This is a genomic window from Metabacillus dongyingensis (assembly GCF_019933155.2).
Lineage (GTDB): Bacteria > Bacillota > Bacilli > Bacillales > Bacillaceae > Bacillus_P > Bacillus_P dongyingensis.
The window spans coordinates 3,505,495-3,527,808 of sequence record NZ_CP082944.1 but is presented as its reverse complement, the minus strand read 5'-3'; the positions used below and the strand labels follow the sequence as shown (position 1 = coordinate 3,527,808).

Sequence of the window (22,314 nt, the reverse complement as noted above, 5' to 3'; positions counted from 1 at the left end):
ATACTATTATATAAGAGCAGGATCAAATTGTCATCTATGAATAAGACATAATTATTTTCAACCTTGCCTTATTTTTGATAGACTATGAAAGGCACAGAAAATGAAATACATACTTATCATGGAAAATGGGGTATGAAGATGGCAAAGGAAACATGGAGATTTATTGATTCAGGGAATTGTTCCCCGTCCTATAATATGGCGTTAGATGAAGCGCTGCTAGACTGGAACAGTCAGGGGATCTTCCCGCCGGTGATTCGCTTTTACGGATGGGACCCGGCCACTCTTTCAGTAGGATACTTTCAGAAGGTCGAAAAAGAAATTGATCTTGATGCCGTTAAAAAGTATGGGCTGGGCTTTGTGCGCAGACCGACAGGAGGCAGAGGTGTTCTGCATGACAAGGAGCTGACATACAGCGTCATAGTGGCAGAAGAGCATCCTGAAATGCCGAAGACAGTAACAGAGGCATATCGAGTCATTTCAGAAGGTATTCTTCAGGGTTTCAGAGAGCTGGGACTTGATGCATATTTCGCCGTACCGAGAACGGAGGAAGAGAAACAGGGACTTAAGAATCCGCGGTCGGCCGTTTGTTTTGACGCACCATCATGGTATGAACTTGTGGTAGAAGGACGCAAGGTGGCCGGGAGCGCACAAACTCGCCAAAAAGGAGTCATTCTTCAGCACGGCTCCATTTTGCTCGATATAGATGAAGAAATGCTTTTTAATCTGTTTAAGTACCCAAGCGAGCGGGTAAAAGAACGAATGAAGAAAAATTTCAAAAGTAAGGCAGTTGCTGTCAATGCATTGCGTGAGACTCCTGTTACAGTGGAGGAAGCAAAGAATGCGTTTAAAAAGGGCTTTGAGATAGGTCTGAATATCTCACTCGAACCTTATACCTTGACAGCTGAAGAACATGCTTTTGTAGAGAAAATAGCAATGGAAAAATATAATACCGATGACTGGAATTATAAACGATAAGCGGCTTGAACATTAGTCGCTTTTGTTTATTTTTTCTGGAGATTTCTAATTATTTCAAATCATTCCTTATTTTTCTAACTTCGTGTTCTCTTCCGATTTTGCAAGCGACAAAATCCTTCAAAAAAAGTGATTATGAAGTTCCTATCTTCTTTTTTCTCATTATTTCTGCCTCGTTTATGCAGTTTTTAATTTGACAAAATAAATTAGGTTTGCCTGTTTATCCATATATAGTATTACTGAACAAAAATATAATACTATATATTGATAAAAAGGTGGCACTATGATAAATTAAATCAAGTACAAGATATATAGGGGAGTTGTTTGAATGACCGTTGCACTTAATGAAAATTTAAAACTTGATGTAGACAAGCTGAACCACGATATTTCCTTGTTTCCCCAAGTTCACCCAATAACTGATGATATGAAATTGACCCACAAAGGTGTATCCCGTTTAGTCATGCTTGACCGATATACATTTAAAGACACCGAAAAGCTGACTCTGTCTAAAGGGGACTTCGTTGTTCTGACAATTAAAGAAGATCCTAAATTCCCTGCAAGAGGACTGGGCTATATTTTAGAAATAGACTGGCAGAAGAAAATGGCAACTGTACAGGTCGAAGAAGAGTACCGCCATTCTCTTGAAAAGCCTGAAGAGGTTGAAACGGGTGTAATTTATCGCTCGCTAGATGTCATTGAAAAGCCGCTTGAAGTATATTATGAGCAAATCGCAAAACGAAATGCAACAGGACTTGCCTCTGTTGAAAAGACAGAAGAGAAGCGGAATGAATGGTTCCAGAAGTTCTACAAAGAATTAGTCGGATTGAACTTTGTGCCGGCAGGACGTGTATTGTACGGAGCTGGGGCAGGTACGGACGTTACTTACTTCAATTGCTACGTCATGCCATTTGTACAGGATTCCCGTGAAGGCATCTCCGAGCATCGGAAGCAGGTAATGGAAATAATGAGCAGAGGCGGCGGAGTTGGAACAAACGGTTCAACACTGCGCCCAAGAAATACACTAGCACGCGGTGTGAACGGCAAATCGTCAGGTTCTGTATCATGGCTTGATGATATCGCGAAGCTGACGCACTTAGTTGAGCAAGGCGGGTCGCGCAGGGGCGCTCAAATGATCATGCTTGCCGACTGGCATCCTGATATTATCGAATTTATCATTTCTAAAATGCAAAATCCCCGTATTTTACGGTACTTAATTGAAAATACGAATGACGAGACAATTAAGAAATATGCGCAGGAAAAACTAAAGTTCAAGCCTCTGACAGAGGATGAAAAAGCGATGTATCAGAGCATTGTGAACTATAAGCAAATTCCTGGCTTCGGCGGATTTAACGAAAAAATTATAAAAGATGCAGAACTGAAGCTGGTTACAGGTGGAACATACAGCGTTCATAATTCTGAATTCCTTACAGGCGCCAACATTTCAGTTACGTTAACGAAGGATTTCATGGATGCTGTTGAAAGTGATGCAGATTATGAGCTTCGCTTCCCTGATGTGGAAAGCTATAATGAAGAGCAAATGAAAGCCTATAACGAAGAGTGGCACAATCATGGCGATGTCCGCGAATGGGAAAAGCTTGGCTACAAAGTCCGCACATACCGCACAATTAAAGCTAAAGAACTATGGAACTTAATCAATATTTGTGCGACATATTCAGCAGAGCCTGGAATCTTCTTTATCGACAATGCAAACGATATGACGAATGCTAAAGCTTATGGACAAAAAGTAGTAGCAACAAATCCATGCGGCGAACAGCCTCTCGCACCTTATTCTGTCTGCAATCTTGCTGCAGTCAATCTTGCTGAAATGGCAGACAAAGAAAGCAAGACAGTCAACTTTGAAAAGCTGAAAACAACGGTTGAAGTCGGTGTCCGCATGCAGGATAACGTTATCGATGCAACACCTTATTTCTTAGAAGATAATAAGAAGCAGGCATTGGGCGAACGCCGTGTAGGTCTTGGCGTAATGGGTTTGCATGATCTGCTGATCTACTGTGAAACAGAGTATGGTTCAGAAGAAGGCAATCAGTTAATTGACCAAGTCTTTGAAACCATCGCAACAACTGCTTATAAAGCTTCTGTTGAGCTTGCAAAAGAAAAAGGAAGCTTCCCATTCTTGACTGGTGAAACAGAAAAAGAAACAAACCGTTTACGTGATGCATTCACAAAGACAGGTTTTATGAGCAAAATGCCGGCTGATCTTTTAGACGACATTAAAGAATACGGTATTCGAAACTCACATTTATTAACTGTAGCTCCAACAGGCAGCACAGGGACAATGGTTGGCGTCTCCACTGGTTTAGAGCCTTACTTCTCTTTCTCTTATTACAGAAGCGGAAGATTAGGTAAGTTCATTGAAGTTAAAGCGGATATCGTGCAGGAATATCTGGATCAGCATCCAGAAGCAGATCCAGCCAATCTGCCTAAATGGTTTATTTCAGCAATGGAGCTTAGCGCAGAAGCTCACGCGGATGCACAGTGTGTGATTCAGCGCTGGATTGACAGTTCAATCAGCAAAACTGTCAATGCACCAAGAGGATATACGGTTGATAAAGTTCAAAAAGTATATGAACGTTTATATAAAGGCGGAGCAAAAGGCGGCACGGTTTACGTTGACGGCAGCCGTGACACGCAGGTTCTGACGTTAAAAGCAGAAGAAAACACATTCTCTGAGAGTGAAGAAGCACCAGCAAAAGAAAAAGGAAAAGTTGTGCTTGTTGATACAATACAGGCTTTAAGATCTACAAATGTCACGATAGGCAATGAAGTAGGAAATACATGCCCGGTATGCCGCGAGGGTACGGTTGAAGACATAGGCGGCTGTAATACATGCACTAGCTGCGGAGCACAATTAAAGTGTGGTTTATAAGATAAAGAGCTGGATTTCCAGCTCTTTTCTTTTCGCGATAAGAATCAAAGCTTCCTTGTCATCACCCTTAAACTAGTGTACACTTGTAATGATTTCCTATGTTTTGAACGTTTTTTTGGAGGGGACCACATGCCAACACCAAGTATGGAAGATTATATTGAACAAATTTACTTATTAATAGAAGAAAAGGGATATGCCCGCGTTTCAGATATTGCGGAAGCACTATCCGTTCATCCCTCCTCAGTAACAAAAATGGTCCAAAAACTAGACAAAGATGAATATCTCATATATGAAAAATACCGTGGACTCATACTAACGCCAAAAGGCAAAAAAATTGGAAAGCGTCTTGTTTACCGTCATGAACTTCTGGAGCAGTTCATGAGGCTGATCGGCGTGGATGAAGAAAAAATTTACAATGATGTTGAAGGCATCGAGCATCATCTCAGCTGGAATGCAATTGACCGCATCGGCGATCTTGTCCAATTCTTTGAAGGTGATGAAGCTCGAGTAGAAACACTGCGTGCTATACAAAAACAGAACGAACAGGACAGCGACTCATAAAAAGACGGAAGCATTCGCTTCCGTCTTTTTATCTGCGTAAATTTGATATAAGGCTGCTGAATCATAAGCTGATGCGTAAAGGAATAAGGAAAGAGTGCTGCCATTAACATGTACAGAAGGTCTATTTCCCGCCACTGCAACTTACAATGTAAGAATGGGAGAAGGGGGGAGGAACTTCTGTGTATATTGATGGCGTCTTCTCTGGCGGGGGAATTAAAGGGTTTGCTCTGATTGGATCTTATCAGGCTATCGAGCAGAGGGGTCTGCAATTTGTAAGGGTAGCAGGAACCAGTGCAGGTTCCATTATTGCTTCTTTCATTGCTGCGGGATATCGGAGTGATGAAATTATTTCCATGATGGATGACATGGATCTTGGAAAGTTTTTAGAACGAAATCCATCCATCCTTCCATTTAAATTTATGAAATGGCTGAATATTTATTGGCGGCTTGGTCTTTATAAAGGCGGCAAGCTTGAAGAATGGATAGCGGGCAAGCTAAAGGAAAGAGGGGTATCAACCTTTGGTGATTTAAGGCACGGCTCCCTTAAAATCGTTGCTTCTGACCTGACCAATGGCAGAATTATTGTGCTGCCTGATGACCTCCCAAGGTATGGACTTGTACCAGAACGTTTTTCTGTTGCGAGAGCCGTTCTTATGAGCTGCAGCCTTCCGTATTTTTTTGAACCGGTCAAACTGACTTCTGCCGAAGGGACCAATATTGTTGTAGACGGTGGAGTTTTAAGCAACTTTCCAATTTGGCTATTTAAAGAAAAGAAGACCATACAAGCGCGACCGGTTCTTGGTATAAAATTGAGTCCAAGTGAAGAGGAGAGGCCTAGGAACAATATTCGTAATGCGATCGAAATGTATGGTGCTCTTTTTGAAACAATGAAAGATGCACATGATGCCAGACATATTTCCAGCAGGCATGAAAAGAATATTATTTTTCTGCCAGTTGAGAGTATCTTAAAGACTGAATTTAACTTAACTGAACAAAAAAAACTAGCTCTAATTGAGCTAGGAAGAAGCCGCACTGAACTATTTTTAAAAAAATGGACGTATTAACAGCAGGTTAAAAAAATGCCCTGCTTTTCTTTTTGCCTTTTTTGCCTTCAATCACTGTTAAGTGAGAGGCTTGCTTCTTTTTAAGGGCAGTAGATGTTTTGCTGTTCTTTTTCTGGGTTGAAACGCTTTTCAAATGGGAACTGCTTTGATTGCGATCGCTGAAACGTTTTTTAGATTGTTTAGCAGCTTTAGAGTAAGAAGAAGAGTCTTTTCCCATTCTTTGTTTGGTAAAGTAACGGACAACAAAATAGATGATGGCTAGAACAATAACGTAGATCAGCATTTCTCTTAAGAGGAATCCTGGTCTGGTTAATAGTGTAACCAGAAATCCGATGCCTCCAAGAGCTAACACAATCATCACAAATGGATTCACACGATTTTTCATGAGTCCACCTCCCAAGATGAAAATGAATTAATGAAGTTCAGCTTATACAATTTGTTCAGTTTTTATACCTTCTGCAGTTTCCTTTTCCATTCGCAGCAATTCATTAAAGCTTGCGATGGCAACTTCCACCTGTTCATTGTCAGGTTCTTTCGTTGTCAGCAGCTGAAGACTTAAGCCGGGATATCCGAGCCATTTTAAAACAGGTACGTCTCTAAGTTTATTTGTAAACTGAAGAACTTCAAAAGAAATGCCAATCACGACAGGAATTAATGCCAGTCTGTTTAGGACTCGCACATAAAGCGGTTCTGTTGGAACGAGCATATAGACAAATACTCCGACAATGACAGTAAATAACAGAAAACTGCTTCCGCATCGATAGTGAAGACGGCTTTGCTTCTGAACATTTTCTATCGTCAGCGGCAGAGCATTTTCATAGCAATTAATGACTTTATGCTCTGCCCCGTGATATTGAAAGACACGCTTGATCAGCGGAGTGAATGATATTGCATAGATATAGATTAAAAGAAGAATTAATTTGAAGAGTCCTTCAATTAAAATTTGTGCAAGATCTGATGGGAAAATGGGCCTTGTCAGCTCAGCCAAAAATAGAGGCACTAAAGTGAAAATGAATTTCCCGAAGAGAAAGGAAAGGACACCTATTGCTGCAACTCCGAGAATCATGGTCAATTTTGATTCTTTTTTAGGCTGATTGAGTTTTTCATCTTCCTCAGGATCCAGATCGTACCTGTCAGTTGAAAAATTCAGGTGCTTCGTTCCATTTGCGCTTGCTTCTATTATAGCTGCGATGCCGCGAATAAATGGAATCTTTTTAATGCTAGACATCATACTGCTTGATTTTCGCGGTAACCGGAAATAGTCGATTTCTTTGTTTTTGCGCCTGATGGCTGTCACATAATGATGCTTTCCGCCGAACATGACGCCCTCTACCACTGCTTGCCCGCCATATGCAGGCTTATTCTGCTTTGACATTTTTCACCAACCTACCTATCTATTCTCTTTTTGGACTGATTTTAAACAAAGCTGCAGAGAATGTTATGTTTATATTCTACATAAAAACAGGATAAACCTCTAGGCAGTTGTATTTAATTCTTTTTGATTTGACATATTTTCAGAAAAAGTTCAGAATACATCTTCCTGCAGGTGCTGAACAGGCGATTCAGCTTTCTTAGTAGTATAACCTCACATCCCTTTGCTAGACATCTGTTTGCATCCTTTTTGCATGATGCAGCAGAAATTCTGCACATACTAAGAAACAGGAGGTGTACATATGACAGATGATTTTCAATCAAATTCTGTTGGTGAACAAAGAAATGATCCTGATAAACCGGGTGAATCGATTCCTTTTATAGGAAGAGTTATGATTACAGGTTTTACAGGCGGAGTGTTTTGGAGTTTACTTGGTTATTTAGCATATGTTCTGAACTTAACAGAAATAAGTCCGAATTTATTGCTTCAGCCCTTTATTTTAGGGGAATGGAAAAATGGTGCAATGGGCAACTTTGTCGCTGTATTCTGTATAGGTTTTCTTTCCATTGGAACGGCTCTTCTGTATTACCTTGTTCTGAAAAGATTCTCATCTATGTTTGTTGGCCTTGCTTATGGTCTGGCCTTATGGGCGCTCGTGTTCTTCCTTTTAAATCCGATTTTTCCTAATTTAAAATCAGTATTTGAACTTGAAAGGCTGACTACCATTACGACGATATGTCTATATATTTTATATGGAGTATTTGTCGGCTATACCATTTCGTTTGAACATAATGAACTCTTAAGCAAAAAAAGCAAAAAAAATGCACAGGCGTCCCCTCAACATTAAGGAAACTAATCGGTGATTATGGTAGAATGTTCATAAATTGAACATTCTATTTTTTTAAGCTTATTTAAGCAAGGAGTTTTTATTATGAGACATTTCTTGATCATTAATGGTCCAAATCTCAACCGTCTTGGTTTGCGGGAGCCTGATGTGTACGGCAGCAAAACACTTACAGACCTGGAACGTGAATTAATGCTTTTTGCAGAGAAACAGGGATTCCAGATAACTTGCTTTCAATCAAATCATGAAGGAGACTTGATTGATGCGATTCATGAGGCAGACGAGCAGTATAATGGAGTTGTGCTTAATCCCGGTGCATTTACTCATTACAGTTACGCAATAAGAGATGCGATTGCAAGCGTTTCCCTTCCTGTCATCGAGGTTCATATATCCAATGTACATAGCCGCGAACCATTCAGACACCAGTCTGTAACGGCGCCAGTTACAGCAGGGCAAATAATCGGCCTTGGTTTTGAGGGGTATCAATATGCTTTACTCGCATTACATAAAAAGATGGGGGAGAAAAAAGATGAAGCTTGAGAAAATGAGAAACAGGTTAAAAGAACTGGATGTTGAAGCAATTCTTATTACGAGCAGCTACAACCGCCGTTATATGACTGGCTTTACTGGCTCGTCGGGTGTTGCGGTCATTACAGATTCACATGCTGTATTTATTACAGATTTCAGATACACAGAGCAGGCAGCAAAACAAATTGAGGGCTTTGAGATCGTTCAGCATAAAGGACCGATTCTAGAAGAGGTGGCAGCCCAAGCCGCTAAGCTATCGATTAAACGTCTAGGTTTTGAACAGGATGATTTATCCTTCGCAGCTTACTCTGCTTATAAGGCTGAATTAAAAGAGATTGAGTTTGTTCCTGTCTCGGAAGCGGTAGAAAAGTTACGCTTGATTAAGTCTGCAGCAGAGATTAAGATATTAAAGGAAGCTGCGGAGATTGCAGATGCTGCATTTAAGCACATTTTGACATTCATTCGTCCAGGAATGAAGGAAATTGAAGTCGCAAATGAACTTGAGTTTTTCATGCGGAAACAAGGCGCTGTTTCTTCTTCATTCGATATTATTGCTGCATCAGGATATCGCTCTGCACTGCCGCACGGTGTAGCTAGTGAAAAAGAAATTGAAAAAGGCGATTTTGTAACACTTGATTTTGGCGCATACTACAAAGGATATTGTTCAGATATTACAAGAACGATAGCAGTTGGAGATCCAAGTGATGAGCTGAAGAAGATTTATTCCATTGTACTCGAAGCACAGCTGCGGGGAATGAATGGGATAAAAGCCGGCATGACGGGAAAAGAAGCAGATGCTCTTACAAGAGACTACATTTCCGAAAATGGCTATGGTGAATATTTTGGCCATTCAACAGGTCATGGTCTAGGTATGGAAGTTCATGAGGGGCCGTCACTATCTGTCAAATCTGAAACGGTTCTTGAACCCGGCATGATCGTAACTGTCGAGCCTGGCATCTATATACCAAAGCTTGGCGGAGTGCGCATCGAGGATGACACAGTTGTTAAAGAGGGCGGTAATGAGTCGCTTACCCATTCCCCAAAAGAGCTTATTATTTTATAATAAAAGCTTCCAAACGTTAAAAAAGCAACATTTACATAGGAGGAACATAAATGATTTCAGTTAATGATTTTCGTACAGGCTTAACGATCGAAGTAGATAATGGCATATGGCGCGTAATGGATTTCCAGCACGTAAAGCCAGGTAAAGGAGCAGCATTTGTCCGCTCTAAACTTCGCAACCTGCGTACAGGAGCCGTACAGGAGAAAACATTCCGCGCTGGTGAAAAGGTTGCGAAAGCTCAAATTGAAAACCGAAAAATGCAATATTTGTATGCAAATGGTGATCAGCATGTTTTCATGGATAATGAATCATACGATCAAGTGGAACTTCCAGAAGCATCTATTGAATACGAATTGAAATTCTTAAAAGAAAACATGGAAGTTTCCATCATGATGTTTGGAAGCGAAACTCTGGGAGTTGAACTTCCAAACACAGTTGAGCTTGAAGTTGTTGAAACGGAGCCAGGCATCAAAGGAGATACTGCTTCAGGCGGAACGAAGCCTGCAAAAGTACAGACTGGCCTGATTGTCAACGTTCCTTTCTTCGTAAATGAAGGAGACGTTCTTATTATTAATACTACTGACAGCTCATACGTATCAAGAGCTTAGTCACAAAAAACTCCATCTTTTCAGATGGAGTTTTTTGTATCCTCTAAAATTGGCTGCGTCTGGAAGGCTTTTCCCTTATCCTCTTTCTTTTTACCCGCTCTGAAAAGAAGTGCTGCCGGTATGAAAATATAAATCATCATTCCAATGAACCATTGTAAATAATTATATAATTCATAAGCTTCCACTCCAAATTCCATGACACATCCCCCTTTATACCTATTATTATTAATTCTGAAAATTCTGTCAAGAATTCTTTTGTCTAAACATGCTTCATCTTTCATAGGTTTTAATAATAACCATGGAGGAGGACAAGATGAAACACTACCTCGCTAATTTAGATCCGGCAGTAAGATCAATGGCTCTCTTAAGATTTTTATCAGCAAGTATTGAAATGACGGCAGCTATATTGATGCTCGTTTTCAACGATGTGCGCAAAGCTGTATTAATTAATTCCCTACTGGCCATAGTCGGTCCGATTATTTTTATTTTAACCATGACAATAGGAATCTTTCAGATTGCAGAGCAGCTTTCTTATGCAAAACTGATATTTATCGCAATCGGAGTGTCTTTTATATTAATTGGAGTCTATAAGTAACATAGAAGTCATATTGTGTCCAAGCCTGCATAAACATGAGAGTATCAAGAGACTATGCAAGGAGGAAGCCAATTGAACGAGATTACAGAGATGCTTCCTGAAACAATAAGAAAACACGTGCTGAACCTGCCCCGGGAAGCGCTTGAAAAAATGGAAGAGATCCGCATTAGGATTTTGAAAAGAGTTGAAATTGTAGTAGCAGGCGACCCTTTGTTTTTGCCTTGCGAGGCTACATATCAAGACGGAATAACTCTATTGAATGAGCTGAGCCAATACTCCATCTATACACTTGAAGAGGAGCTGAAGCGGGGCTTTATTACCATTCAGGGCGGACACCGCGTGGGGCTGTCCGGACGTGTTATAACTGAAAATGGTGCTGTTAAAGCGATTCGTAACGTAACATCCTTTAATATTCGTGTAGCAAAACAGAAAAAGGGCATTGCTGAACCTTTTATATCCAGCATCTATCATAAAGCCTGGATGAATACAATGATTATCGGTCCTCCTCAAACAGGGAAAACAACACTGCTCCGTGATTTTGCAAGGGTTATGAGTACGGGAATAGGCAATATTCCTTCCGTAAAAGTAGGGATTGTGGATGAGCGGTCAGAAATTGCAGGCTGCATCAATGGAATTCCCCAGCATGAATTCGGCGAAAGAGTGGACGTGCTTGATGCATGTCCGAAAGCAGAGGGAATGATGATGATGATCAGGTCAATGAGCCCGGATGTGCTGGTTGTGGATGAGGCAGGCAGACTGGAAGATACCGAAGCTATATTAGAGGCCGTTCATGCAGGAGTCGGGCTTTTCATTTCTGTTCACGGCTATTCGCTTGACGACGTCATTTCACGCCCGTCGATCAGGCCTTTGGTTGAGCATGGCATTTTTAGAAGATATATAGAGCTCTCAAGAACAAGAGGTCCTGGTACGGTTCAAAAAATACTGGATGCTGATAGACGGCTGATTCGAAATGATCGGGTAGCCTGTCATGATTAAAATACTTGGAGCTGTATTTATTTTGCTTGCTACAACCTGGACAGGGTTTGAAGTGGCGAAGCATATCAGTGAGCGGCCGAGGCAGCTGAGGCAGCTTAAGGTTGCTCTGCAGGCCCTTGAGGCAGAAATTATGTATGCCCACACCCCCCTGAGGGAAGCGGCAGCTACTTTATCAAAGCAGATGCCTAAGCCTCTCTCATGGTTTTTTGAGGACTTCTCCAAACGGCTGTCCGCAGGGCATACGAGCGTCAAAGCAGCTTGGGAGAATAGCCTGCAGGAAGTTTGGCGGATGACGGCGCTAAAGCAGGGGGAATATGAAATTTTAAAGCAATTTGGCGAGACGCTCGGACAGCACGACATTATCTCGCAGCAAAAGCATATTCGTCTGACTTTAACCCATCTTGAAAGAGAGGAAGCCGACGCTCTCGATAAACAAAGCCGCTATGAAACAATGCTGAAAAGCTTAGGTTTTTTATCTGGATTATTGCTCGTTATTTTATTGATGTAGCAGTCAGGAGGATTATATGCAATGGGAGTAGATGTGAATATCATTTTTCAGATAGCGGGAATCGGAATTGTTGTAGCATTTCTTCATACGATACTTGATCAAATGGGAAAGAAAGAGTATGCACAATGGGTCACATTGCTTGGGTTTATCTACATTCTGTTTATGGTAGCTTCCATTGTTGAGGATCTGTTCCAAAAAATAAAATCAGTCTTCCTCTTTCAGGGATAGGGGGGCTCTGCGATTGAAATTATCCAGATTGTCGGACTTGGTTTAGTTGCAACCTTTCTCGCGTTAATCGTAAAAGAACAAAAGCCGACATATGCTTTTATGCTTGTCGTATTTGTCGGCTGCGTCATCTTTTTATTTCTGGTTGATCAGGTTTCCCAAATTATCACGATGATTGAAAAAATTGCGCTGAATGCAAATATAAACATGATGTACGTAGAAACCATTTTAAAAATAATCGGAATTGCATATATAGCAGAGTTTGGAGCCCAAATGACAAAAGATGCCGGACAAGGCGCCATTGCCTCAAAAATTGAGCTCGGCGGAAAAATCTTGATTCTGTCCATGGCTGTTCCTATTTTAACTGTCATTATTGAAACAATTATCGGATTAATACCGGCATAATAGCGAGGCTATAAGGGGTGAGTAAAATGAAAAAAGGAATCATCGCCATCTTCTTTTTATTCTTTTTTTCTTTTCCTGTCATTGTACAAGCTTCACCCCCTCCACCGCAGCAGGATTTAATTGATCAGCAAATAGACAAGCTCGGAATTCAGGAAATCAAAAAATTCTGGGATGACATTATGACAGAGTATGGAGGGTATCTTCCTGAGAGTCAAAAGGGAAGCTTGCTTCAATTTCTAAATGGAGAAAAGGAATTGTCCTTCCAGGAATGGTCAAAAGCGTTTTTGAAATACATTTTTCATGAAATTATTGCAAACGGCAAACTCCTCGGGACTCTTATTCTGCTGACGATTTTCAGCATGCTTCTTCAGCTGCTTCAGGAAGCATTCAGCCAAAGTACTGTAAGCAAAGTAGCATATGCGCTTGTATATATGGTGCTGATGATCATCGCTCTTAATAGTTTTCATATAGCGATCGAATACACAGTGGAAGCCATCCAAACAATGACAAGCTTTATCCTGGCGCTGATTCCGCTGCTTCTCGCGCTCATGGCGGCTTCTGGAGGACTTATCTCAGCAGCGTTTTTCCATCCAGTCATCCTTTTCCTTATGAACACAAGCGGGGTATTGATTGAAAAGATCGTCCTGCCGCTGTTATTCCTCTCAGCTCTGTTAAGCATCGTAAGCACATTGACAGATCAATATAAAGTGACCCAGCTTGCACAGCTGCTGCGCAATATCAGTATTGGGCTTCTCGGGACTTTTTTAACAGTCTTTCTCGGTGTCATCTCTGTTCAGGGGGCATCTGCAGCAGTATCTGACGGAATGGCAATTCGGACTGCTAAGTTTGTCACAGGCAACTTTATTCCGGTGCTTGGCAGAATGTTTACCGATGCAACGGATACAGTCATAAGTGCTTCAGTCCTTCTTAAAAATACGGTTGGAATTATCGGTGTTGCGATCCTGCTTTTTATCGCTGCATTTCCTGCAATAAAGGTACTGACACTTGCCTTTATCTATAAATTTACGGCTGCTCTGCTGCAGCCGCTTGGCGGAGGCCCGATAATTAAATGCCTCGATATCATCAGCAAAAGCGTGATTTATATTTTTGCAGCACTTGCCATTGTTTCATTAATGTTTTTCTTAAGTATTACGGTCATTATTGCAGCTGGAAATATTACCATGATGGTGCGATAGGAGGATGAAGGCATGTCTTTTTTAACAGAATGGATAGCGAATATCATTCTATTTATTATGCTTGCTGTCATCCTTGATCTGCTGCTGCCCAATTCAGCTATGCAAAAGTACGCAAAGATGGTCATCAGTCTTCTGCTTATCGTCATCATTCTCTCGCCGATCTTCAAATTATTGTCTGCAGACATCAATACGCTTGTAGCAGATGTACAAATGGAATCGCCTGCAAAAGAAGAAGAAATAAAAAAAATGATCGATTTGCAGAAAAAAGAAATACAAGCATCTAATGATGCATATATTTTAGAAAACATGGCTGTCCAATTAAAATCACAGGCAAAAGAGGAGCTGGTGCAAAGCTATGATGTAACGATTAAACAAATCTCTCTTTCTGTAGATGAACCGTTTGAAGAAATTCAAAAAAATCTGCAGGGCATAGAGGTAACACTCGAAGCAGAGGAAGCAGGATCCGAAGCAGTTGAAACCATTCAGCCAGTTGACCTGGGTGCAGCAGAAACAGCAGAGACTCAAAAAGAAAATCAAATCAGGCGGGCATCAGAGATTAAAGCATATCTTGCAAGTATCTGGGAAGTTGACCCTGAGAAGATTTCCTTGAAAATGGAAGGAGGGGAGGGCAGCACAGATGAGTAATCCAAAGAATTTGTTTGAGAAGTTAAAAAGCATGCTGAACACAGAAAACGGCAAAAAACCGACTAAATATCACTATGTATTAATCGTTTTGGCACTTGGCATAGGTTTTATGCTTGTCAGCAATCTTTTTACAAATGAGGCAAGTTTGCCGAAGGTGTCGCAAGTATCCGGTCTAACATCATCAACTGAAAAAGATGCCGATGTTTTTAAACCCTCTGATGAAAACGGGGGATCAGGGTCTATCGATAAATATGAACAGGAATATGAAAATCAATTAAAAGAAGCGCTCGATTCAATGATCGGAATTGAGAATGCACTTGTAGTCGTCAATGTAGATGCCACATCAGAGCAAATTCTTGAAAAAAACAGCGTGTCGCAAAGCCAGACGACAGAAGAGACGGATCCTCAAGGCGGAAAGAGGACGGTCGAAGATGGATCTACTGAAGAATCCGTTGTCATTATCCGAAAGGGAGAGCAGGAAACCCCAATCATCCTTCAGACTAAAAAACCGGAAATCAGGGGAGTGCTTGTTGTTGCTGCGGGTGCTGATAACATTCAAATAAAAAAATCAATTGTTGAAGCTGTAACAAGAGTGCTTGGGGTACCGAGCCACCGCGTTGCAGTTGCAGCTAAAAAAGGGAAATAGAGGAGGATTCATGAATGATGCTTAAAAAACAAACGGTTTGGTTATTAACAATGTTAAGTTTGGTTGTAGTTTTATCTGTCTACTATATTACAACTCCTGATGAAGTGAAAAACGATGTGGCATTGACTGGGGCAGAGGCTGAAAAAGATGAAAAAGCAGACGCTGATAAAGAAACAGAAAAAGAAAGCGATAAAGGGGAAGTAACAATCGAAGAAGCAGAAGATGGAACTGTTGTATCGGTCTCAAATGATGAGCTGTTTGCTACAATGCGCATGCAGCTGGAAGATACGAGAAGTGCAAGAAAAGAAAGCTTAGAGGATATCGTGGCAAGCAAAGATGTTTCAGCCGCTGAAAAAAGTGCTGCAAGAGATGAAATGAATGCGATCGATGAAGCGGTGGCAAATGAGGAGATTCTTGAGACATTCATCAAATCCAATGGCTATGACGATGCTCTAGTCCGCATCGAAGGAGAGAAAGTAAAAGTAACCGTGAAAGCGAAAGAGAGCTCAGCATCCGAAGCAAATAAAATTATTCAATTAGTAAGCAGTGAAATGAAAGGCATGGAAGATGTAGCGGTTACATTGGAGCCTTCTAATCAATAAATAGCGACTTCCCCGTGTGTCTGATACACGGGGATTTTCTATTTAATTGGTGTAATCGTTTCATATTTGTTAAATTTAACTTATAATTTAAAGTAGTCTTTCATTTTAAGATCCTCTTCCTAAGGAAAGAATTAATATTGAATTCCATGACTCACCTGTCGTAAGATATATAATAGGACTAAGTTTTAGTACTAGATTATAAAACGAAAAAGATGGTCTAAATCATCAAGAATTTGAATAGGGGTGCCAGCAGATGTTGAAGATACAAGAAATCAGAGAACTGATCAAACTCATTGACCAGTCTTCTATCGATGAATTTACGTATGAACATGAAGGGTCAAAAATCAAATTAAAAAAACATTTAGATGAATTAGAGAAACCTGCAAATCGCATTACATCAGTTGCAGCAGCAGAACAGAATCCAATCCCTGCTCCGCAAGCTGTGGCAGCACTGCAGGAAATAAAAGAGGAGCCTAAGAAAGAAGCCGAGGCCCCTGTTAAGGAAGAATCATTACATAAAATCACGTCTCCAATGGTAGGAACGTTTTATGCTGCATCTTCACCGGAAACAGACGACTATGTAAAAGTAGGATCTAAAATTACTTCTGATTCAGTTGTCTGTATCGTAGAAGCAATGAAATTGTTTAATGAAATTGAAGCAGAAGTAAAAGGGGAAATTGTTGAGATTTTAGCTGAAAATGGTCAGCTTGTTGAATACGGTCAGCCATTATTCCTTGTCAGACCAGAGTAAGGAGAGAAACTATGATTAAGAAATTGCTTATAGCAAACAGAGGAGAAATTGCGGTTCGGATTATTCGGGCATGCAAAGAACTTGGAATAGAGACGGTTGCAGTCTTCTCAGAAGCAGACAGAGATTCTTTACATGTCCAGCTGGCAGATGAAGCATTTTGCGTCGGACCGACAGCGTCAAAAGACAGCTATTTGAATTTCACGAACATTATTAGTGTTGCAACATTGACAGGCAGTGATGCAATCCACCCGGGCTACGGGTTTTTAGCTGAAAATGCTGACTTTGCAGAGCTATGCCAGGAATGCAACATAATCTTTGTAGGACCAAGCGCAGACGCGATTTCAAAAATGGGAACCAAGGATGTTGCAAGAGAAACGATGAGAAAAGCGGGAGTTCCAATTGTTCCAGGTTCACAGGGAATTATTAAAGATTCAGGCGACGCTGTTTCGCTTGCTAATGATATCGGATATCCTGTTATAATCAAAGCAACAGCAGGCGGCGGCGGAAAAGGCATCCGCGTTGCAAAAACGGAACAAGAGCTGATTAAAGGCATTCAAATTACTCAGCAGGAAGCAGCAACTGCTTTTGGCAATCCAGGCGTCTATATTGAAAAGTACATTGAGGATTTCAGACATGTGGAAATTCAGGTTATGGCGGATTCGCTTGGCAATGTCATTCATTTAGGTGAAAGAGATTGTACAATTCAGCGCAGGCTCCAAAAGTTGCTTGAAGAAACACCTTCTCCTGCATTGTCGGCGGAAATGCGCGAGATCATGGGGAGAGCTGCTGTTAAAGCAGCAGAGGCTGTAAATTACACAGGAGCGGGAACGGTAGAATTCATTTTTGATTATCTTGAAAATAAGTTTTATTTCATGGAAATGAATACACGTATTCAAGTAGAACATCCCGTGACTGAAATGGTAACCGGCATTGATTTGATCAAAGAACAGATTAAAGTAGCATCAGGATCTGCCCTTTCAGTTAAACAGGAAGATGTGGTCTTCAATGGCTGGTCCATCGAATGCCGTATCAACGCGGAGAATCCGGAGAAGAATTTTATGCCGTCACCTGGTAAAATAGAAATGTACTTGCCGCCCGGAGGACTGGGTGTTAGAGTAGATTCAGCTGTGTACCCGGGCTATTCAATTCCGCCATACTATGATTCGATGATTGCGAAACTGATTACGTATGGTGCAACGCGTGAGGAAGCAATCGCGAGAATGAAACGTGCCCTTGGTGAATTTGTGATTGAAGGGATTTCAACAACGATTCCCTTTCATCAAAAGCTGCTTGAACATGAAACGTTTGTTTCAGGAGAGTTTAATACGAAATTTTTAGAAATCCATAAAGTAATGGAAGCTTGAAAAATATATGGAGGTGCTGATTCTTGAAAGAAAACAAATTACTTGAAATGACTCATGAAGAAAATGGTCTTGGCAAAGTTGAAATTGCTCCTGAGGTCATTGAGGTTATTGCCGGGATTGCAGCTTCCGAAGTAGAAGGCGTTGCCCAAATGCGCGGCAACTTCGCATCTGGCGTAGTTGAGCGTTTAGGGAAAAAGAATCACGGTAAAGGTGTAAAAGTTGATCTTTCAGAAGATGGAATTACGATTGATGTATATTGTGTCATGATGTTCGGAGTTTCAATTCCTACAGTTGCTCAGCGCATTCAGGATAATACGCGACAAGCTTTATACAACATGACAGCACTTGAAATCAATGAAATCAACATCCATGTAGTTGGAATTCAGTTTGAAACAAAGTCTCAGGAAATTGAAATTGACCAGGAAATGTAAAGCCAGAGGAGATCTTCCTTTGGTTTTTTTTTTCTTAAATAGATTGAACATTTGATTAACTACGAATAATAAAATGTGTATGAAGTTTTTTATTCGGTATTTCAGCAGAAAACGTTTTTAACGATGTGCTTCTGTCAGTGAAATATGGTATTATCTTTTTATGACATTTCGACATTTTTGTACATAAAGGAGCAAGAACAAATGAAACGAAGATTAGCAAGGGAAAAAGCGCTGCAGGCACTCTTTCAAATAGATGTAAGTGATATTGAACCAAAAGAAGCGATGTCTCATGCGCTTGACGGGGAAGATCTGGATGAGTTTATGACTGCTCTTGTTCTAGGAACAATTGAGCATATGGCAGAGATCGATGAGCAAATTAAACCTCATTTAGTGAAATGGAAACTCGAAAGACTTGCAAATGTAGATCGATCTGTACTGCGTCTTGCGGTATACGAAATGATGTATATTGATGAAATTCCAGTTAATGTAACTCTCGACGAAGCAATTGAACTCGCAAAAACTTTTGGGGATGATCAATCACCTAAGTTTATTAATGGTGTCCTCTCAAACATTAAGCATACTATTGAAAAATAAGCAATCATAACATCCGAGGAGGAACAAAACAATGACAGCTTCAATAATCAGCGGAAAAGAATTAGCACAGGAAAAACGCAAACAGCTTGCACAAGAAGTGAAAGAATTAAAAGAGCAAGGTGTCGTACCGGGACTTGTCGTAATTTTAGTAGGCGATCATCCAGCATCTATTTCTTATATTAAAGGAAAACAGAAAGCGTCAGAAGAAATCGGGGTGGCATTCACGCTTGAACATTTTCCTGAAACAATGAAAGAAGAAGAGCTTTTGGATGTTATTGATAAATATAACCATGATGAAAGCTGCCACGGCATCCTAGTTCAGCTTCCATTACCGGACCATATTCAAGAAAAAGCAGTCATTGAAAAAATTTCTCCTGCAAAAGATGTAGATGGATTTCATCCTCTGAATATCGGACAAATGATGATCGGAGAAGATACGTTTTTGCCTTGTACACCTGCAGGAATCGTAGAAATGATAAAATCTGCAAACATTGAAATTGCCGGCAAACATGTTGTAGTGGTAGGACGCAGCAATATCGTAGGTAAGCCGGTCGGTATTTTGCTTTTGAATGAGCATGCTACCGTAACGTATTGTCATTCAAGAACTCCAGACTTAAAAGAAGTAACGAAGCAAGCCGATATTTTGGTTGTTGCTGTGGGCAGAGCTAATTTCATAACAGGCGAGCATATAAAACAGAATGCTGTAGTTATCGATGTTGGTGTGAACAGGCTTGAAACAGGGAAGCTGTGCGGAGATGTCGTTTTTGAAGATGCGAAGCAAATCGCCAGCCATATCACTCCTGTTCCGGGCGGAGTAGGTCCGATGACGATTACAATGCTTGCTCACAATGTAGTAAAATCAGCAAGAATTTCAGCTGTTAGACTGCAGGTAAGTAAAGAGCTTTAAAGGAGTCCTGCTCAATGAGTGAAATCAAGCATGTGACAGTTACGGCATTAACAAAGTATATTAAACGAAAATTTGATGTAGATCCCCACCTGAAGGATATTTGGGTGAAGGGGGAACTTTCGAATGTTAAAATGCACAGCCGCGGCCATATGTATTTCACATTAAAGGATGAAGGGGCGCGAATTGCAGCCGTTATGTTTGCAGGTCAAAATTCATCGCTTAAATTCAAGCCTGAAAATGGCATGAAAGTGCTGCTGCGCTGCGAAATTTCGGTGTATGAACCGAGCGGCACCTATCAAATATACGTGAAAGAAATGCAGCCTGACGGTATTGGAAGTCTGTACCTTGCGTATGAGGAACTAAAAAAGAAACTCGAACAAGAAGGGCTGTTTGATCAAAAGCACAAACAGCCGATTCCTAAATACCCTTCAACAATAGGCGTCATTACTTCGCCTACGGGAGCTGCAGTCCGGGATATTTTAATTACAATCAAGCGCCGTTATCCTTCTGCAAAAGTCATCATTCTCCCTGCACTTGTGCAGGGAATCCATGCTGGCCCATCAGTTGTCAAAGCGATTAAGCAGGCCAATGCATTAGGCTATCTGGACGTGCTTATTGTTGGCCGCGGCGGTGGATCCATTGAAGAATTATGGGCTTTTAACGAAGAAATGGTTGCAAGAGAAATTTTCAGTTCCAAAGTTCCGGTTATCTCGGCAGTGGGACATGAAACGGATTATACAATCGCAGATTTTGTTGCCGATTTAAGGGCGCCTACTCCAACGGGAGCTGCAGAGCTTGCAGTGCCGCATTTTGCAGAGCTGCTGGAGCGGACAACCAATAGGCAAACACGTTTGCTGCGTGCTATGCAGGAAAAGATTTCAGCGAAAAAAGAGCAATTGGCCTACTACCAAAAGTCGTATGCCTTCAAATATCCGAAGCAGCTGTATCAGCAAAAGGAACAGCAGCTCGATGATCTAGTAGAGTCACTGCAAAAAGAAAGCCTTAGGTCTATTCAGCTGAAAAAGGACAATTATGATCAATTAAAAAAACGGTTATACCGTCTGCATCCCCGTGAACAAATCCATCGTGAAAAAGAGAAGCATCAGCAATTGATAAAGAAAATGACTAGAGATATGTCCGTTCTGCTGCGTCAAAAACAGACTGAATTTCAGTCAATGGCTGCAAGCCTGAACGCACTGAGCCCGCTGAAAATAATGGAGCGCGGATACAGCATTGCTTATCAGGACGAAGATCTCGTGAAAAGCATCTCACAAGTCAAAACCGGTGATAAACTTCACATTCAAATGCAGGACGGGCATGTTAATTGCCAAGTTACAGGAGTGGAGGAACGAAAAGCTTATGAGTGAAAAAAAAGAAGCTACTTTTGAACAAGCAATGGAAGAGCTTGAACAAATAGTTGAAAAGCTTGAAGAGGGCGATGTGCCTTTAGAGAAAGCAATTGCTTATTTTCAAGACGGGATGAAGCTTTCAAAACTTTGCCATGATAAGCTGCAGACGGTTGAAAAGCAAATGGATCAGATTCTCCGCGAGGACGGAGAGCTTGCTCCTTTTGATCTGCAGGAGGAAGAGTAATGACGCTGTCTCTAGATAATTTTCTTTCTTCCAGAAAAGAATTAATTGAGGGGAAATTGCCTTTATACGTCAGCGGCCTTAAAGGTCCTGCTTCTATTAAGGAAGCGATGATTTATTCACTGAGCGCCGGAGGCAAAAGGATTCGTCCAGCACTGGTATTAGCTGTGCTGAATGCTTTTGGAAAGCGTGAAGAGATTGGTATTCCTGCTGCTTGTGCAGTGGAGATGATTCATACATATTCCCTCATTCATGATGACCTTCCCTCAATGGATGATGATGATTTGAGAAGGGGAAAACCAACAAATCATAAAGTATACGGAGAAGCGCTCGCTATTCTTTCAGGAGACGGTCTGTTGACCCACAGTTTTGGTCTTATAGCTGATCAGCAGGACATCTCTGCAGAGAAACGCCTTGCATTGATCAGCGAATTAGTAAAAGCTTCTGGCATTGAAGGAATGGTCGGCGGTCAGGTGGCAGACATGCAGGGGGAAGCAAAAAACCTGCAGCTTTCAGAATTAGAGTATATTCATGAACATAAAACGGCAAAACTATTGGCTTTCAGCATTATCGCAGGAGCAATCTTAGCTGAAGCATCCAATGATGAAATCGCAAAGCTGCGTGAGTTTGCCTATCACATTGGAATTGCTTTTCAAATTCAGGATGATATTTTAGACATTGAAGGCCAGCAATCTAAAATAGGAAAACCTGTCGGATCGGATGAAACAAATAAAAAAACAACCTATCCATCCCTGCTGACTTTACCAGGTGCAAAACAGAAACTTGAAGATCACATCAGCCATGCTAAAGCCATTTTGGCAAATATAAATATCCAATCGGGGTTACTTGAAGAATTATGCGATTTAATTGCTTCAAGAGATCATTAAATCAAAAACGTGACAGCTGATTGTCACGTTTTTGGTTATAAACGTTTTTCCCCCTCTATTCCGTTTCTCCAAC

The 22,314-nt window shown here is 41.0% G+C and carries 28 protein-coding genes; 25 read left to right on the top strand and 3 right to left on the bottom strand.

Going from position 1 to position 22,314, the window contains the following annotated elements:
* Positions 1-138: 138 nt before the first annotated feature.
* From K8L98_RS17450 to K8L98_RS17435, 4 genes are all read left to right on the top strand, one after another.
* Entirely contained in the window at positions 139-975 is an 837-nt protein-coding gene (locus tag K8L98_RS17450; RefSeq protein ID WP_223436645.1) for a lipoate--protein ligase family protein, read from the top strand.
* A 325-nt stretch (positions 976-1,300) separates the two neighbouring features.
* Positions 1,301-3,859 carry a vitamin B12-dependent ribonucleotide reductase gene (locus K8L98_RS17445; protein ID WP_223436643.1) on the top strand — a complete coding sequence of 853 codons (2,559 nt, stop codon included), beginning with the start codon at positions 1,301-1,303 and terminating at the stop codon, positions 3,857-3,859.
* A 129-nt stretch (positions 3,860-3,988) separates the two neighbouring features.
* Complete coding sequence (mntR, locus tag K8L98_RS17440) at positions 3,989-4,420, top strand: transcriptional regulator MntR (RefSeq protein ID WP_223436641.1); 432 nt, start codon at positions 3,989-3,991, stop codon at positions 4,418-4,420.
* 179 nt (positions 4,421-4,599) lie between these two features.
* Positions 4,600-5,484 (top strand): patatin-like phospholipase family protein, encoded by an 885-nt coding sequence (locus K8L98_RS17435; protein WP_223436640.1) that lies wholly within the window; start codon positions 4,600-4,602, stop codon positions 5,482-5,484.
* A gap of 7 nt (positions 5,485-5,491) precedes the next feature.
* On the opposite strand, the gene K8L98_RS17430 is transcribed toward K8L98_RS17435, so the two are convergent.
* Both K8L98_RS17430 and K8L98_RS17425 read right to left on the bottom strand, forming a co-directional pair.
* Positions 5,492-5,869: an SA1362 family protein gene (locus K8L98_RS17430; RefSeq protein WP_223436638.1), complete on the bottom strand. Its 378-nt coding sequence runs from the start codon at positions 5,867-5,869 to the stop codon at positions 5,492-5,494.
* Between the two features lie 42 nt (positions 5,870-5,911).
* Positions 5,912-6,859, bottom strand: a complete 948-nt coding sequence (locus K8L98_RS17425) for a DUF1385 domain-containing protein (RefSeq protein WP_223436636.1) — start codon at positions 6,857-6,859, stop codon at positions 5,912-5,914.
* Positions 6,860-7,157: 298 nt separating this feature from the next.
* On the opposite strand from K8L98_RS17425, the gene K8L98_RS17420 reads away from it, so the two are divergent.
* From K8L98_RS17420 to efp, 4 genes are all read left to right on the top strand, one after another.
* The gene (locus K8L98_RS17420; protein ID WP_223436634.1) at positions 7,158-7,703 is read left to right on the top strand and encodes a YqhR family membrane protein; all 546 of its coding nucleotides are present in this window, start codon (positions 7,158-7,160) and stop codon (positions 7,701-7,703) included.
* A gap of 84 nt (positions 7,704-7,787) precedes the next feature.
* On the top strand, positions 7,788-8,240 hold the full coding sequence (gene aroQ / locus K8L98_RS17415; protein ID WP_223436632.1) for a type II 3-dehydroquinate dehydratase: 453 nt from the start codon (positions 7,788-7,790) through the stop codon (positions 8,238-8,240).
* Positions 8,230-9,291 (top strand): M24 family metallopeptidase, encoded by a 1,062-nt coding sequence (locus K8L98_RS17410; RefSeq protein ID WP_223436630.1) that lies wholly within the window; start codon positions 8,230-8,232, stop codon positions 9,289-9,291. Before aroQ ends, K8L98_RS17410 begins: the two co-directional genes overlap by 11 nt.
* A gap of 50 nt (positions 9,292-9,341) precedes the next feature.
* On the top strand, positions 9,342-9,899 hold the full coding sequence (gene efp / locus K8L98_RS17405) for an elongation factor P (RefSeq protein ID WP_223436628.1): 558 nt from the start codon (positions 9,342-9,344) through the stop codon (positions 9,897-9,899).
* Between the two features lie 20 nt (positions 9,900-9,919).
* Here efp and K8L98_RS17400 read toward each other — a convergent pair whose 3' ends face one another.
* Positions 9,920-10,096, bottom strand: coding sequence for a hypothetical protein (locus K8L98_RS17400; RefSeq protein ID WP_223436626.1), 177 nt, complete (start codon positions 10,094-10,096; stop codon positions 9,920-9,922).
* Between the two features lie 116 nt (positions 10,097-10,212).
* Between K8L98_RS17400 and K8L98_RS17395 the strand changes: the two genes are divergently transcribed.
* The 17 genes from K8L98_RS17395 to K8L98_RS17315 all read left to right on the top strand — a co-directional run bounded on the left by K8L98_RS17395 (position 10,213) and on the right by K8L98_RS17315 (position 22,241).
* Positions 10,213-10,494: a YqhV family protein gene (locus tag K8L98_RS17395; RefSeq protein WP_223436624.1), complete on the top strand. Its 282-nt coding sequence runs from the start codon at positions 10,213-10,215 to the stop codon at positions 10,492-10,494.
* A 72-nt stretch (positions 10,495-10,566) separates the two neighbouring features.
* Positions 10,567-11,490, top strand: a complete 924-nt coding sequence (gene spoIIIAA, locus K8L98_RS17390) for a stage III sporulation protein AA (RefSeq protein WP_223436622.1) — start codon at positions 10,567-10,569, stop codon at positions 11,488-11,490.
* Positions 11,483-11,998, top strand: a complete 516-nt coding sequence (gene spoIIIAB / locus K8L98_RS17385) for a stage III sporulation protein SpoIIIAB (RefSeq protein ID WP_223436620.1) — start codon at positions 11,483-11,485, stop codon at positions 11,996-11,998. Before spoIIIAA ends, spoIIIAB begins: the two co-directional genes overlap by 8 nt.
* A 21-nt stretch (positions 11,999-12,019) precedes the next feature.
* Positions 12,020-12,226: a stage III sporulation protein AC gene (gene spoIIIAC, locus K8L98_RS17380; RefSeq protein ID WP_029279768.1), complete on the top strand. Its 207-nt coding sequence runs from the start codon at positions 12,020-12,022 to the stop codon at positions 12,224-12,226.
* A 12-nt stretch (positions 12,227-12,238) separates the two neighbouring features.
* On the top strand, positions 12,239-12,628 hold the full coding sequence (gene spoIIIAD / locus K8L98_RS17375) for a stage III sporulation protein AD (protein ID WP_223443542.1): 390 nt from the start codon (positions 12,239-12,241) through the stop codon (positions 12,626-12,628).
* A 26-nt stretch (positions 12,629-12,654) separates the two neighbouring features.
* Positions 12,655-13,824 carry a stage III sporulation protein AE gene (gene spoIIIAE / locus K8L98_RS17370; protein WP_223436618.1) on the top strand — a complete coding sequence of 390 codons (1,170 nt, stop codon included), beginning with the start codon at positions 12,655-12,657 and terminating at the stop codon, positions 13,822-13,824.
* Between the two features lie 12 nt (positions 13,825-13,836).
* Positions 13,837-14,469, top strand: coding sequence for a stage III sporulation protein AF (gene spoIIIAF, locus K8L98_RS17365; protein WP_223436617.1), 633 nt, complete (start codon positions 13,837-13,839; stop codon positions 14,467-14,469).
* Positions 14,462-15,115, top strand: coding sequence for a stage III sporulation protein AG (gene spoIIIAG / locus K8L98_RS17360; protein WP_223436615.1), 654 nt, complete (start codon positions 14,462-14,464; stop codon positions 15,113-15,115). The genes spoIIIAF and spoIIIAG overlap by 8 nt, the downstream gene beginning before the upstream one ends.
* A 17-nt stretch (positions 15,116-15,132) precedes the next feature.
* Positions 15,133-15,717, top strand: coding sequence for a SpoIIIAH-like family protein (locus K8L98_RS17355; RefSeq protein ID WP_223443539.1), 585 nt, complete (start codon positions 15,133-15,135; stop codon positions 15,715-15,717).
* Positions 15,718-15,970: 253 nt separating this feature from the next.
* Positions 15,971-16,468, top strand: coding sequence for an acetyl-CoA carboxylase biotin carboxyl carrier protein (gene accB, locus K8L98_RS17350; RefSeq protein WP_223436613.1), 498 nt, complete (start codon positions 15,971-15,973; stop codon positions 16,466-16,468).
* Positions 16,469-16,479: 11 nt separating this feature from the next.
* A complete protein-coding gene (accC, locus tag K8L98_RS17345; protein ID WP_223436611.1) occupies positions 16,480-17,832 on the top strand; it encodes an acetyl-CoA carboxylase biotin carboxylase subunit in 1,353 nt (450 codons plus the stop codon).
* A 23-nt stretch (positions 17,833-17,855) separates the two neighbouring features.
* On the top strand, positions 17,856-18,263 hold the full coding sequence (locus K8L98_RS17340; protein WP_223436610.1) for an Asp23/Gls24 family envelope stress response protein: 408 nt from the start codon (positions 17,856-17,858) through the stop codon (positions 18,261-18,263).
* Between the two features lie 201 nt (positions 18,264-18,464).
* Positions 18,465-18,857 carry a transcription antitermination factor NusB gene (gene nusB, locus K8L98_RS17335; RefSeq protein ID WP_223436607.1) on the top strand — a complete coding sequence of 131 codons (393 nt, stop codon included), beginning with the start codon at positions 18,465-18,467 and terminating at the stop codon, positions 18,855-18,857.
* Between the two features lie 31 nt (positions 18,858-18,888).
* Entirely contained in the window at positions 18,889-19,764 is an 876-nt protein-coding gene (gene folD, locus K8L98_RS17330; RefSeq protein ID WP_223436604.1) for a bifunctional methylenetetrahydrofolate dehydrogenase/methenyltetrahydrofolate cyclohydrolase FolD, read from the top strand.
* Positions 19,765-19,778: 14 nt separating this feature from the next.
* Complete coding sequence (xseA, locus tag K8L98_RS17325) at positions 19,779-21,131, top strand: exodeoxyribonuclease VII large subunit (protein ID WP_223436603.1); 1,353 nt, start codon at positions 19,779-19,781, stop codon at positions 21,129-21,131.
* On the top strand, positions 21,124-21,357 hold the full coding sequence (locus K8L98_RS17320) for an exodeoxyribonuclease VII small subunit (protein WP_070876663.1): 234 nt from the start codon (positions 21,124-21,126) through the stop codon (positions 21,355-21,357). The genes xseA and K8L98_RS17320 overlap by 8 nt, the downstream gene beginning before the upstream one ends.
* Positions 21,357-22,241, top strand: coding sequence for a polyprenyl synthetase family protein (locus K8L98_RS17315; protein WP_223436601.1), 885 nt, complete (start codon positions 21,357-21,359; stop codon positions 22,239-22,241). Before K8L98_RS17320 ends, K8L98_RS17315 begins: the two co-directional genes overlap by 1 nt.
* The last annotated feature ends 73 nt before the right edge of the window (positions 22,242-22,314 follow it).

Coding starts and splice junctions, on each gene's coding strand:
- spoIIIAF (WP_223436617.1), top strand. CDS start 13,837: ATGTCTTTTTTAACAGAATGGATAGCGAATATCATTCTATTTATTATG.
- K8L98_RS17315 (WP_223436601.1), top strand. CDS start 21,357: ATGACGCTGTCTCTAGATAATTTTCTTTCTTCCAGAAAAGAATTAATT.
- spoIIIAE (WP_223436618.1), top strand. CDS start 12,655: ATGAAAAAAGGAATCATCGCCATCTTCTTTTTATTCTTTTTTTCTTTT.
- spoIIIAG (WP_223436615.1), top strand. CDS start 14,462: ATGAGTAATCCAAAGAATTTGTTTGAGAAGTTAAAAAGCATGCTGAAC.
- K8L98_RS17450 (WP_223436645.1), top strand. CDS start 139: ATGGCAAAGGAAACATGGAGATTTATTGATTCAGGGAATTGTTCCCCG.
- xseA (WP_223436603.1), top strand. CDS start 19,779: ATGAGTGAAATCAAGCATGTGACAGTTACGGCATTAACAAAGTATATT.
- K8L98_RS17395 (WP_223436624.1), top strand. CDS start 10,213: ATGAAACACTACCTCGCTAATTTAGATCCGGCAGTAAGATCAATGGCT.
- efp (WP_223436628.1), top strand. CDS start 9,342: ATGATTTCAGTTAATGATTTTCGTACAGGCTTAACGATCGAAGTAGAT.
- accC (WP_223436611.1), top strand. CDS start 16,480: ATGATTAAGAAATTGCTTATAGCAAACAGAGGAGAAATTGCGGTTCGG.
- accB (WP_223436613.1), top strand. CDS start 15,971: ATGTTGAAGATACAAGAAATCAGAGAACTGATCAAACTCATTGACCAG.
- K8L98_RS17425 (WP_223436636.1), bottom strand. CDS start 6,859: ATGTCAAAGCAGAATAAGCCTGCATATGGCGGGCAAGCAGTGGTAGAG.
- folD (WP_223436604.1), top strand. CDS start 18,889: ATGACAGCTTCAATAATCAGCGGAAAAGAATTAGCACAGGAAAAACGC.
- aroQ (WP_223436632.1), top strand. CDS start 7,788: ATGAGACATTTCTTGATCATTAATGGTCCAAATCTCAACCGTCTTGGT.
- spoIIIAB (WP_223436620.1), top strand. CDS start 11,483: ATGATTAAAATACTTGGAGCTGTATTTATTTTGCTTGCTACAACCTGG.
- K8L98_RS17430 (WP_223436638.1), bottom strand. CDS start 5,869: ATGAAAAATCGTGTGAATCCATTTGTGATGATTGTGTTAGCTCTTGGA.
- K8L98_RS17445 (WP_223436643.1), top strand. CDS start 1,301: ATGACCGTTGCACTTAATGAAAATTTAAAACTTGATGTAGACAAGCTG.
- K8L98_RS17400 (WP_223436626.1), bottom strand. CDS start 10,096: ATGGAATTTGGAGTGGAAGCTTATGAATTATATAATTATTTACAATGG.
- K8L98_RS17410 (WP_223436630.1), top strand. CDS start 8,230: ATGAAGCTTGAGAAAATGAGAAACAGGTTAAAAGAACTGGATGTTGAA.
- mntR (WP_223436641.1), top strand. CDS start 3,989: ATGCCAACACCAAGTATGGAAGATTATATTGAACAAATTTACTTATTA.
- K8L98_RS17355 (WP_223443539.1), top strand. CDS start 15,133: ATGCTTAAAAAACAAACGGTTTGGTTATTAACAATGTTAAGTTTGGTT.
- K8L98_RS17420 (WP_223436634.1), top strand. CDS start 7,158: ATGACAGATGATTTTCAATCAAATTCTGTTGGTGAACAAAGAAATGAT.
- K8L98_RS17320 (WP_070876663.1), top strand. CDS start 21,124: ATGAGTGAAAAAAAAGAAGCTACTTTTGAACAAGCAATGGAAGAGCTT.
- nusB (WP_223436607.1), top strand. CDS start 18,465: ATGAAACGAAGATTAGCAAGGGAAAAAGCGCTGCAGGCACTCTTTCAA.
- spoIIIAC (WP_029279768.1), top strand. CDS start 12,020: ATGGGAGTAGATGTGAATATCATTTTTCAGATAGCGGGAATCGGAATT.